We start from the raw sequence: 12,672 nt of genomic DNA on the forward strand, positions 1-12,672 counted from the left end.
CTACTACAAGCATTTCGAAAAGTGTGCCAATGTTAGTTTTATGTCATTCATTAAAAAAAAAATGCCAGCTTGTCATAAGCTGGCATTTTAATATTGTAAAATACAGTATTTATTCTTCGCTTTCTCCTGTTTCTTGTATTGGAGGAATTGATTGAGCTTCAGGAATTTCTGTGTTTTGCTCATATCCGTCAATTATTTTATTACCTCCGTCTGATTTCATTATAGTAACGTTTGATAATAGAATTAATACCAAAAGCAAGGTAGCTAATACCCACGTACTTTTATCTAAAAAGTCTGAAGTTTGTTTAACTCCACCAACTTGTTGACTACCACCACCACCGAATGATGAAGATAAACCACCACCTTTTGGGTTTTGCACCATAATGGTTACAATTAGTAAAAAGGCTACAATTAAAATTAAGATTAGGAATATTGAAAATGTACTCATTATATATTGTTTTCTAAAAGTTGTTCTAGTCGTTCAATTTGGGTTGCAAAGAAACTATTTTTTTCGGGATTATTCAAAATTAATATTTTATATGCTTGTATTGCTTTTTCGTAAGCTTTTTGTTCTTCGTAAACACGAGCCAAAGTTTCTGTCATTAGCTGAGATGATGGGCTTGTTTTTAATTTAATTTCTTTTCTAGGCGAATAGTTTTTGGTAGGTTTTATTTTTGGATTTGCTTTCAAAAATGAATCTATTTTATCCATTTTTAAATTAGACTTATCTTTTTCGGTCTCAATTCTTCTTTTGTGGTTTGAGTTTAATTGTTTTTCGCTTCGTTGTATAGGTTCTACTTTTGTAAGCTGTAACCATTGATTGAAGCTATGTTTTTCATTATCTGAAAAATGAAGCGGTTCTCCAGATTTTACTTTAGGGACAAACAAATCTGGATTTGCAATTTTTTTTGCTTCCAAAGAAGTCATGCCCAGTTCAAATTCTTCCTCAACATTTAATTGATTGTTTTGAATTTGTTCAGCAATATCTTGTTGCAGAAATGTTTTTGAAGTAATATAATCGAATAAAATAGCTCGACTACTTGTTATTGCTGCTGTCTTTTTTAATTGTGTGTTATACTGAAAGGAATTGTTTAGATATAATTTTTTTAGGTAAACACATTGTAAACTTTGAAAAAAAGGATATTGGTTTATCCAATTTTGTAATTGAACAAAATCAATCTTTCCCACTTGTTGATGCTGATGTAATAACTGATTGATTTGTGTTTTTTTGTCCATATTACCAATTGGTTAGTGATGCATTAAAAACGTCTTGAGAAATTCTAGTAAATATTTCATTAATAGCTTCATCCTTAATGGGTCCTACTAACTGTGAATTAGCATCGTAATCGAAATAAAACGAAAATTTCTGCTCAAAGTCTTTTTCAGGCTCTAAAGTATTGTAATACCTTACATTAATAGCAATGGTTAAGCGGTTTTGAGCTGCTCGATTATCACTAGTAGCCGTCATTGGAGCGACGTAATATTGTACTATCTCACCTTCATAAATTAAATCTGCGCCTGAAGTTTCTTGACCAAGTTTAGTTTGATTCTGAATTAAATCTTGCAATTGAAGGGTAAATAATCTATCAATTCCAGGCTCTATTAAGGGAGCGTTATTTTGAAAGAAGTTTACTTGGTAGGTTTCAGCGTTCCCTGTATCTGCTCCAGTAAATGAATAATATTTACAAGAATTTAAAGCAATACAGAAAAATGCAATAGCGCTAAAACGGAAAATGTTATAGGTCATATTGTTTTATTTTACGATAAAGTGTGCGTTCACTAATGCCTAGCTCTTCAGCTGCAGGCTTTCGTTTTCCTTGGTAACGCTCCAACGATTTTTTTATTAATTCTATTTCTTTTTCTTGTAGCGATAATGTTTCTTCTTCTTCAATATCTTCAGCAAAGTCGTAAGAAGATGCTGTCTCAATTTCTATTTCTTCATTATCTTCATCATTAATTTCTTTAGAACCTTTTTCTGGGATCTGTAAAACTTCTAGGCGTTCGTCAAAATCATCTTCATTGTTTCTGCTTTCTTTGGTTTGCCCATAAATTTTCTTTATCAAATTTTCCTGCTCATCTTTTACTTTTTCTGTATTCCCATTACTCAACAACTCTAAGGTTAATTTCTTTAAGTCGTTTAAGTCACTTTTCATATCAAAAAGCACTTTGTATAAGATTTCGCGTTCGTTGCTGAAGTCTTCTTTAGCTTTTTCGTTTTTAATTACCGATGGTAAATTATTTGTTTTCGGAATGTATTCTCGTAAACGATCTGCATTGAGTTCGCGTTCTTTTTCTAAAACTGAAATTTGCTCGGCTACATTTTTTAACTGCCTAATATTGCCAGGCCAGTTGCAGCTTTCTAATAATTTTTGAGCTGAATCGCTTAAGCGTACGGTTGGCATTTTGTATTTGGTAGCAAAATCTGAAGCGAACTTTCTAAACAATAAATGGATGTCGTCTTTGCGATTGCGTAAAGGTGGAAGATGAATTTCGATGGTGCTTAAACGGTAATACAAATCTTCTCTAAATTTATTTTTTTGAATAGCTTCATGCATGTTAACGTTAGTGGCAGCTACAATTCGTACATTGGTTTTTTGCACCTTAGAAGAGCCCACTTTAATAAACTCACCATTTTCTAATACACGTAATAAACGTACTTGCGTAGTTAACGGAAGTTCGCCAACTTCATCTAAAAAAATGGTGCCACCATCAGCCACTTGAAAATAACCATCTCGAGCTTGCGATGCGCCTGTAAAGGCTCCTTTTTCGTGTCCAAACAATTCAGAATCTATGGTTCCTTCTGGAATAGCTCCACAGTTTACTGCTATGTATTTATTGTGTTTGCGATGCGATAACGAGTGAATAATTTTAGGTAAACTTTCTTTACCAACACCGCTTTCGCCAGAAACTAAAACCGAAATATCGGTAGGAGCAACTTGTATACTTTTTTCTAAAGCGCGATTTAAAGAAACATTGTTGCCAATAATACCAAAGCGCTGTTTTATGGCTTGTACTGATTCCATTTTATTGCATTATAGTTGAATATCCAACGGGTGTTCCTTTTAAAGTTGCGCTGGTACAATCTTCAATTTTTACCATTACGTAATCACCAACCTGATAATTTTCTTTTGGAAAAACTACCATTGTGTTTTGCGTGTTTCGTCCAGCCCAATGTAGATCAGATTTTTTCGATTCCTTTTCAATTAAAACTTCAACAGTTTGGTTAAGGTATTGCTGTGTTCTGTATAAAGCATGGCGTTGCTGTAAATTTATAATTTCAGTTAACCTGCGTTTTTTTGTAGCTTCGGGTATATCATCTTCAAATTTTCTCCCAGCCATAGTACCAGGTCGTTCAGAATAAGCAAACATGAAACCGAAATCGTATTTTACATATTCCATTAAGCTTAAGGTATCTTGATGGTCTGCTTCGGTTTCAGTAGGGAAACCAGCAATCATATCGTGCGAAATTCCGCAATCAGGGATACGTTTTTTAATGTTATCAATCAATTCAAAATATTCCGCACGGGTATGCAAACGATTCATTTTTTGAAGAATACGGTCGCTTCCACTTTGCACGGGTAAATGAATGTAATTGCAAATATTATGGTATTTCGCCATCATGTCAATTACATCTAAGGTCATATCCTGTGGGTTGGAAGTAGAAAAACGGATGCGCATTTTCGGAGCTGCTTTTGCTACCGATTCTAATAAATTAGCAAAATTTACAGCAGTTGCCTTTTGCATTTCGCTGGCGTTTTTAAAATCTTTTTTTAGTCCGCCACCATACCATAAATACGAATCTACATTTTGACCCAATAAGGTAATTTCTTTAAAACCTTTGCTCCATAAGTCTTTTATTTCTTCTAAAATGCTTTGTGGGTCACGGCTACGTTCTCTACCACGTGTAAATGGAACCACACAAAATGTGCACATGTTGTCGCATCCCCGCGTAATCGATACAAATGCAGAAACTCCGTTGCTTTGCAAGCGAACAGGAGCAACATCGCCGTAGGTTTCTTCTTTCGATAGAATTACATTTACTGCGTTTCTTCCTTCTTCAACTTCGCTAAGTAAATTGGGTAAATCTTTGTACGCGTCAGGACCTACAACTAAATCTACTATTTTTTCTTCTTCTAAAAACTTTTCTTTTAAACGTTCTGCCATACAACCTAAAACTCCAACTTTCATATGGGGTTGTTCACGTTTTACCGCATTAAATTTCTCTAAGCGTTTACGAACAGTTTGTTCAGCCTTATCACGTATAGAACAAGTATTCACTAATACTAAATCAGCTTCATTTAATTCCTGAGTAGTATTATATCCATTATTTGCTAAAATAGAAGCTACAATTTCACTGTCGCTAAAATTCATTTGGCAACCATAACTTTCTATATATAACTTTTTACTGTTTGTGTTTTGTGTTTTTTGTTCTAAAACTTGACCCTGTACTGATTCGTCAATTAGCTTTTCCATCTTCAAAATTTTGTGCAAAGATACTTTGTTCTAGAGTTCTGACAAAGTGTCACACTAACATTCTTCAGTATTGCTTAATTTTGAACTTTACATTTCCTTTAAATTGTAGCATTGAAAAAGAAACAGAAATTATATAGTTTACTACTATTTGCGTTCGTTAGCTTAATTTCATGGTATTTTTTCGTTAAAAAGTATACCTACGATTTCGAAATGAAAATTAATTTAAGTCAACCAAATGCCCTTGTTTTGCTTCAGGACAATTACCCAAATATAAATGATGATTTAACTTTAGTTGAATCAAATAATGGAGTTTTTGTCTATGAATTTTCAAATGAAGACGTACATTTTGTGCAAGAAATTTTCATAATTAATAATTCGGAAGGTGTTCAGCATCTTTATATAGGAGTTAATGCAAAATCCGATTTTTTAAAAGAACGATTTTACGGTTTTTATAAAGAAACTTTAGTACAAGTTTACAATCGTTTTTTGTTGTTGCAGCTAGGTAAAACAGTTATTCAAATTGAAAGCGAAGACTTTCTATAATTGAAGCATCGTTTAATTGTTGCCTGTTTACTTTGCTTTAAAATTAAGCTTTTAAAAGGCTTAGTACTTTAACAGCACTTTCTGTAAATAGTTTAGAAACAATTGCATTTCAAAATCCGAAATCAAAAAATTCGTCTACTTTTGCAGTACAATTTTATTATATGGCAAAGAATTTAGTAATCGTTGAGTCACCTGCAAAAGCAAAAACTATCGAAAAATTTCTGGGTAAGGATTATCATTTAGCTTCTAGTTATGGACATATTTCAGATTTACCTTCTAAAGAAATTGGAGTTGATGTAGAGCATGACTTTAAACCTAAATATATAATTAGTAAAGACAAAAAAGATGTGGTTAGTAAACTTAAAAAGTTAGCTAAATCTTCTGAGATGGTCTGGTTAGCAAGTGATGAGGACCGAGAAGGAGAAGCAATTGCATGGCATTTGTCTGAAGCCTTAAAGCTGAAGCCAGAAAATACAAAACGTATTGTTTTTCATGAAATCACAAAAACAGCAATAGATAAAGCCATCCAAAATCCACGTGAAATTGACTATCACTTAGTAGATGCACAGCAAGCTAGGAGAGTTTTAGACCGTTTGGTAGGTTATGAGCTATCTCCTATTTTATGGCGAAAAGTAAAAGGCGGCTTGTCTGCAGGTAGAGTGCAATCGGTATCCGTACGTTTAATTGTAGAACGAGAACGAGAAATAACTGGTTTTAAAGCTGAAGCTTCCTATAGAATTGATGCAGAATTTAGCACAAAACACGGAGCAAGTTTTAAAGCTAAGCTAGCCAAAAACATAGCTTCTAAAGAAGCTGCTAAAAAGTTTTTAGAGCAAAACCTTGGAGCTGAGTTTAAGGTGGGAGAGCTTGCTACTAAACCAGCGAAAAAATCGCCTGCACCACCATTTACAACTTCAACCCTACAGCAAGAAGCAGCGAGAAAATTATATTTTCCAGTAGGGAAAACCATGAGTTTAGCCCAGCGTTTATACGAATCTGGTCATATTACTTACATGAGAACAGATAGTGTAAATTTATCTGCTGAAGCTAAAAAAGGTGCAAAGCAAGAAATTAATGCGGTTTATGGAGAAAAATATCATAAAGAACGCAATTATAAATCTGGAGCTAAAGGTGCACAAGAAGCCCACGAAGCCATACGTCCTACTAACTTTGCAATCCATAATACAGGTGCCGATTACGATCAGAAAAGATTATACGAATTAATTTGGAAACGTGCAATTGCATCACAAATGAGCGATGCACAATTAGAACGGACTACCGCAAAAATTGAAGCCAATTCACATAAAGATGCTTTTATTGCACGGGGTGAAATGATTAAATTCGATGGATTTTTAAAGGTTTATTTGGAAGGGAAAGATGATGAAGATGAGGAGCAAAGTGGAATTTTACCTCGAATGAAAGAAGGCGATAACCTCGAAAATAATTTTATTCAAGCTACAGAACGTTTTACTCGTCCACCTTCTAGGTATACCGAAGCTTCCTTGGTTAAAAAATTAGAAGAACTTGGAATTGGTCGTCCTTCTACTTATGCACCAACAATTTCTACTATTCAGAATAGAAAATATGTAGAAAAAGGTCAAGTTGAAGGAAGCGAGCGCAAATACACTCAATTCACACTAGCGGAAGATAAAATTCGAGAAAAAATCCTATCTGAAATGGTAGGTTCAGATAAAGGAAAATTAGTGCCAACAGATGTAGGTATGGTAGTCAACGACTTTTTAGTTGAGCATTTTAGTGGCGTCTTAGATTTTAATTTTACGGCAGAACTCGAGCAGGATTTTGATAAAATTGCAGAAGGTAAAAAAGACTGGACACAGGTTTTAAAATCATTTTACAGTAAATTTCATCCAACGGTTAAAGACGTTGAGAAAAATGCAGAGCGAGAAGTTGGAGAAAGAGTTTTGGGAACTGATCCAAAATCTGGAAAGCCTGTAAGTGCGAGATTAGGGAAGTATGGTGCTATGGTTCAAATTGGTTCGGTTGAAGACGAAGAGAAGCCAAAATTTGCAGGATTAAGACCAAGTCAAACTTTACAAAGCATTACTTTTGATGAAGCAATGGATTTGTTTAAATTACCTAAAGAATTAGGAGAATACAAAGGTGAAACGGTAGAAGCTAATGTTGGAAGATACGGTCCTTATGTTCGTTTTGGTAAAAAATTCGTTTCTTTAGAGAAAGATGAAGATCCTTTAGAAGTAAGTTACGAACGTGCATTAGAACTAATAAAAGCTAAAGAAGAAGCAGACAAACCTATATACGAATACAAAGGAAAAGGGGTTCAAAAAGGAGTTGGTCGATTCGGTCCATTTTTAAAATGGAACGACATGTTTATTAACGTGAGTAAAAAATACGATTTTGACAACCTTAGTAATGAAGATATTGAAGTCTTAATTGAAGATAAAATCCAAAAGGAGAAAGATAAATTAATTCATCACTGGAAAGATGAAGGTATTAAGGTAGAAAAAGCAAGATGGGGAAGATTTAAAGTTTCTAAAGGCAAAATTAAAGTTGAATTGCCAAAAACAACCAATGCTGAAGCTTTAACCTTAGATGAGGTGGAAGCCATGCTAGAAAAGAAAACTCCCAAAAAGAAAAAAGTAGCAACAAAGAAAAAAGTTACGAAAACAGCTTCAACTAAAAAGAAAGTATCAACTAAGAATAAGAAATAATAAGCTTAATGGAAGTTTTCTCATTTTTAGAAGCCTTGCCAAGTTCGTTTACACAGCAAGTGCAAAATTTTGAGCCTGGTTGTATTGGCAAAGATGTTCAGTTTTTTCATGAAATTGAAATCGAAAATTGGTCTGGTTTTAATATTGCCATTTTATCGGTTACTGATTTTAACAATGATGAAGCCCCGAACTCAGATTTTTATTTGCACATAAGAAAACATTTATACCAATTGTATAAAGCCAACTGGCAAAAAAGTATACTAGATTTAGGTAATATGCCGGCTGGAAATAAACTTTCAGATAGTTTTTTTGTATTGCAAGAAGTGCAACGTGAATTGATGCGACAAGACATAGTTTTGATTGTTTTAGGTGGTCGCCAAGATTTAACCTATGCTCAATATAGGGCTTACGATAATTATAAATACATGGTTAATTTAGTAGGAATAGATGCTAAATTTGATATTGGTGACGCCGAGCAACCAATATCAGACGAATCTTACGTTAGCCATATGATTGTTAAAAAACCTTATAACTTATTTAATTTTTCGAATATAGGTTACCAAACATATTATGTAAAACAAGAAGAAAAAGATTTAGTAGAAAAATTGTTTTTTGAAGCTTATCGATTGGGTGAAGCAACAACTAATTTAGCCGAGATGGAACCCGTATTAAGAGATGCTGACCTAGTTAGCTTAGATTTAAACAGTTTAAAAGCTTCCGAAATTATTTCAAAAACACACCAAATGGTGAATGGTTTTGAGTCTAAAGAACTATGTGCATTAGCCCGATACAGCGGCTTGAGCCATAAAAACACAAGTTTTGGAATATATAACCTACAAAAGTTTGAAAATATCAATACAATTTCTCAAATTGCGGCTCAAATAATATGGTATTATATTGAAGGTTTACATTATCGTGTTTTAGAAAATCCGAAATTGGACAAATCCAAATTCATACACTATAAAGTGCCTATAAACGAAGAAGTTCTTCACTTTTATGAAAGTGAAAATACTGGAAGATGGTGGATTGAAATCCCTCAGTTTTCGGGGAAACAAAATAAACTAACAGAAGTTTCGTTTCTACCATGTAATAAAAACGATTACCTATTGGCATGTGATCAAACGCTTCCAGAGCGCTGGATGCGAGCGAAATACAAAAATGAAGTTTAATTGAATTAATTTAAATTAAGTCATTTTTAAGAATTAAGTTGTAATTTTGGAAATAATTAAATAGGTTTACGCCTTTAAAATTGACGATAATCAAATGCAGATGAGAAATATTCTTTCAATCTTAGTTTTAGCTTCTTTACTTATAAGTTGTGGTGGTAACGACCGCGGACAGTTAATTGGAGTTAAAGGTAAAAAATGGAATCCAGAGAAGCCTTTTGGTATGGTTCTAGTTCAGGGTGGAGCTTTTATCATGGGGAAATCAGATTACGATATCGCTGGATTAAACAACGCACCAACTAAAACAGTAACTGTTCCCTCTTTTTATATGGATGAAACGGAAGTTACAAACTCAGAATACAGACAGTTTGTACAATGGGTTAGAGATTCTACTATTCGGCAAAAGTTAGCTGAAGCTGCAGAATTAGCAGGAAATGTTCAAGGTGGTGGAGGTAGAAATAACCAAACCATCGGAGATTTTGCATTTAAAAATGCGGCTGACCAAGATGCAGGTAACTTAACTCCTTTTCAGGAATTTTCTAAGCATTACGATCCAATGAATCAAAAAATCAATTGGGATGCTGAAATCATTTGGAATCAAGAAGAATATCCAGATGCAGATTATGTATATGTTATGGATGAATTCTATTTGCCTAACGAGCAATCGTATAATGGTGAGCGCATGATGGATGTTACCAAATTCGCATATTCTTTAAAAACTATGGATGTAGAGGCTGCAGCACGTGAGTCTGGAAATCGTACAAACTTTATCGAAGAGTCTGAAGTCTTGGTTTATCCTGATACAACAGTGTGGATTAAAGATTTTCATTATTCCTATAATGAGCCACTTCATAACGATTACTTTTCGCATGCTGCTTACGATAATTATCCTGTGGTAGGTGTAAATTGGAATCAGGCGAAAGCTTTTTCAGACTGGAGAACACAATACTTAAATAGCTTCAGAAAATCAAAAGGTTTGGAACACGCTAATTTTTTTAGATTGCCAACCGAGGCTGAATGGGAGTATGCTGCACGCGGCGGCTTAGAATCTGGTACGTATCCATGGGGTGGTCCTTATGCTAAAGATGATAGAGCTTGTTTTTTAGCTAACTTTAAACCTTTACGTGGAGATTATGCTGCTGATGAAGCTTTGTATACTGTAGAAGCAGATTCATATCAGCCCAACGATTTTGGATTATACAATATGTCAGGTAATGTTTCGGAATGGGTTGGAACTTCTTATGAGCCTGATTCTTACGAGTACATGTCTAGCATGAGTCCAAACGTGAATAATAAGAAAAACAAACGCAAAGTTGTTCGCGGTGGTTCGTGGAAAGATGTGAGTTACTTTTTACAAGTTAGTTCGCGTGACTACGAATATGCTGATTCAGCGAGAAGTTATATCGGTTTTAGAACCGTTCAAGATTTCTTAGGTAATAACCTTGATTTGAGAAACAAATAATACTTAACAATAAAAATTAAACAAACAACAATTAAAAATTATAAAAATGGCAAAATCAAAAGCACAAAAGAAAATAATGAACATGGTTTATGGATTGGGAGCAGCAATCGTAATTATTGGAGCATTGTTCAAAATTCAACACTTAGAATATGGTTTCTTAACTGGTGGAGTAATGTTAACAATTGGATTATTAGTTGAAGCTGGTGTTTTTGCTATCTCTGCATTCGAGCCAGTAGACGATGAATTAGACTGGTCTAAGGTTTATCCAGAATTAGCGGGTGGAGATGCTGTTGCTGGTAGCGATGATCAACAAATTGAAGATGAGCAAGGAATGTTATCTAAAAAACTAGACAACATGTTAAAAGAAGCTAAGATAGATTCTCAATTAATGGAAAGTTTAGGGCAAAGTATTAAAAGTTTCGAAGCTGCATCTAAGCATATCGCTCCAACTGCTGAGGCTATGGATTCTCAACAAAAATATAGTAGCCAAATTTCTCAAGCTGCAACACAAATGGAATCTTTAAATAATCTATATAAAGTACAAGTTGAAGCAGCTACAAAACAAGCTGAAATTAATCAAGCTGTAACTGATAATGCTGGAAGACTTAAAGATCAAATGGAATCCCTAACTATGAATTTAAATTCATTAAATGGTGTTTATGGTGGAATGTTAAGCGCAATGTCACCAAAGAAATAAGATTCTTTAATCAAACCCCATTTTTAATAAACTAAAAAATTAAATTCAGTACGTATGGCAGGAGGAAAGGAAACCCCAAGGCAGAAGATGATTAACTTAATGTATTTGGTGTTTATAGCAATGTTAGCACTTAATATGTCTAAGGAAGTATTGTCGGCTTTTGGGCAAATTAATGAATCACTTGTTGAAAGTAGTTCAAATTTTGAAGATAAAAACAGCCAGGCACTTGCACAATTAAAGCAAAAAGCCCAAGATCAGCCAGAGCAATTTGGTAAAATATACGATGAAGCAAAAAAGGTTGTTGCACATACCAATGAGCTTTACGGATATTTAGGTTCAGTGAAACAAGAATTCTTAAGCTCTGTTGAAAATCCAACAGATTACGAAACAATGGATAAAGATTCTTATGTAAGTGAATATTTTAGAAAAGGAGACCAGCTTAAACCAGATGGTGAAGCCTTTTTAAATAATATGCGTAGCTATAAGGATAAAATGGTAAGTTTGCTTGGAGATGACCCAACTTACGCACCTTTTGTTAAAACCATCAAAGAAAAATTTAGTGCGGCTGATGTAATGCCTAGAGATGCTGGCGAAAATGCAACTCCACTGAATTATATCAACTACCATTTTGTTGGTTATCCTTTGATTTCTACTATTACCAAACTTTCGAATTTACAACATGATTTAAAAATCATCGAAAACGAAATTTTATCGGTAAAATTAGCAGGACAATTAACATCTATTGCATCGATGGACAATTATTCAACTCTTCTACAACAACCAAAAGGAGCTTACTATCAAGGAGAAGCTTTTGATGGATCTGTGGTTTTAGGACGTGTTGACGAAAGTACTGTACCGGACGAGGTAGATTTAAAGTTCAACGGTAGAAAACTTCAAAAAGATAAAGATTACACTATAGAAGCTGGACAAGTAAAATTAAATGTAACTGCATCTTCTGTTGGTGACCAAAAAATTGAAGGAAAGTTAATTTTCTTGCAAGATGGTAAACCCGTAGAAGTTCCCGTAGATCAATCATTTCAGGTTATTCCAAAACCAAATCAAGCCATTGTTTCAGCTGATAAAATGAACGTAGTTTATCGTGGTGTAGATAATCCAATTACAGTTTCCATGCCAGGCGTTCCAGAAAATAATGTACAAGTTTCTGCACCTGGACAAAATTTAAAAAAATTATCTGGTTCAAAGTATAACTTAGTTCCTTCAACTGGAAAAGAAGTAAAAATTAACGTTACGGGTACTATCGATGGTCAATCTTTCCCTTCAACTGCTGTGTTTAGAATTAAGTCTTTACCAAGACCTACAGGTTCTATTCGTGGACAAATACCAGAAGGTAAGCCAATTAATATCACTAAAAGCGCGCTTTCAAGATCTCCTGTTGGAGCTGAATTTGAAAACTTTGACTTTGATATTAAGGCAGTTGTTAAACGTTTCTCTGTGCGTGTTCCAGGTAGACCAGCTGTTACTGTATCAGGAAATACATTTGATGGTGCAGCACAGCAATTATTAAATTTTGCTAACGCAGGTGATGTTTTAACTATCTTCGATATAAAGGCAGATGTTCCTGGTGTTAACGTACCGAGTCCAACTTCTTTTGAAGTTCAATTGACAAACTAAAATTATTTA

The 12,672-nt window shown here is 34.1% G+C and carries 11 protein-coding genes; 6 read left to right on the forward strand and 5 right to left on the reverse strand.

Translation table 11 applies throughout. From position 1 onward, the window contains the following. Positions 1-109: 109 nt before the first annotated feature. The 5 genes from secG to miaB are packed head-to-tail and all read right to left on the reverse strand — an operon-like array spanning position 110 to position 4,473. The gene (gene secG / locus IEV63_RS04090) at positions 110-448 is read right to left on the reverse strand and encodes a preprotein translocase subunit SecG (protein WP_188405509.1); all 339 of its coding nucleotides are present in this window, start codon (positions 446-448) and stop codon (positions 110-112) included. Beyond that, positions 448-1,236 (reverse strand): DUF8458 domain-containing protein, encoded by a 789-nt coding sequence (locus IEV63_RS04095; RefSeq protein ID WP_188405511.1) that lies wholly within the window; start codon positions 1,234-1,236, stop codon positions 448-450. The genes secG and IEV63_RS04095 overlap by 1 nt, the downstream gene beginning before the upstream one ends. Position 1,237: 1 nt before the next feature. Continuing rightward, positions 1,238-1,747, reverse strand: a complete 510-nt coding sequence (locus IEV63_RS04100) for an LptE family protein (RefSeq protein WP_188405513.1) — start codon at positions 1,745-1,747, stop codon at positions 1,238-1,240. After that, complete coding sequence (locus IEV63_RS04105; protein ID WP_188405514.1) at positions 1,737-3,023, reverse strand: sigma 54-interacting transcriptional regulator; 1,287 nt, start codon at positions 3,021-3,023, stop codon at positions 1,737-1,739. Before IEV63_RS04105 ends, IEV63_RS04100 begins: the two co-directional genes overlap by 11 nt. Before the next feature lies 1 nt (position 3,024). Next, positions 3,025-4,473: a tRNA (N6-isopentenyl adenosine(37)-C2)-methylthiotransferase MiaB gene (miaB, locus tag IEV63_RS04110; protein ID WP_188405515.1), complete on the reverse strand. Its 1,449-nt coding sequence runs from the start codon at positions 4,471-4,473 to the stop codon at positions 3,025-3,027. A gap of 111 nt (positions 4,474-4,584) precedes the next feature. Between miaB and IEV63_RS04115 the strand changes: the two genes are divergently transcribed. From IEV63_RS04115 to porM, 6 genes are all read left to right on the forward strand, one after another. Beyond that, entirely contained in the window at positions 4,585-5,016 is a 432-nt protein-coding gene (locus tag IEV63_RS04115; protein ID WP_188405516.1) for a hypothetical protein, read from the forward strand. A gap of 161 nt (positions 5,017-5,177) precedes the next feature. Beyond that, a complete protein-coding gene (topA, locus tag IEV63_RS04120) occupies positions 5,178-7,706 on the forward strand; it encodes a type I DNA topoisomerase (protein ID WP_188405517.1) in 2,529 nt (842 codons plus the stop codon). An 8-nt stretch (positions 7,707-7,714) separates the two neighbouring features. Further along, positions 7,715-8,875: a formimidoylglutamase gene (locus tag IEV63_RS04125; RefSeq protein ID WP_188405519.1), complete on the forward strand. Its 1,161-nt coding sequence runs from the start codon at positions 7,715-7,717 to the stop codon at positions 8,873-8,875. 100 nt (positions 8,876-8,975) lie between these two features. Continuing rightward, complete coding sequence (gene porK, locus IEV63_RS04130; protein WP_188405521.1) at positions 8,976-10,334, forward strand: T9SS ring complex lipoprotein PorK/GldK; 1,359 nt, start codon at positions 8,976-8,978, stop codon at positions 10,332-10,334. A 46-nt stretch (positions 10,335-10,380) separates the two neighbouring features. Next, a complete protein-coding gene (gene porL, locus IEV63_RS04135; protein ID WP_188405522.1) occupies positions 10,381-11,031 on the forward strand; it encodes a type IX secretion system motor protein PorL/GldL in 651 nt (216 codons plus the stop codon). A gap of 54 nt (positions 11,032-11,085) precedes the next feature. Next, positions 11,086-12,663: a type IX secretion system motor protein PorM/GldM gene (gene porM / locus IEV63_RS04140; protein WP_188405524.1), complete on the forward strand. Its 1,578-nt coding sequence runs from the start codon at positions 11,086-11,088 to the stop codon at positions 12,661-12,663. Positions 12,664-12,672: the final 9 nt, after the last annotated feature.

The organism is Psychroflexus salis, assembly GCF_014640175.1.
Lineage (GTDB): Bacteria > Bacteroidota > Bacteroidia > Flavobacteriales > Flavobacteriaceae > Psychroflexus > Psychroflexus salis.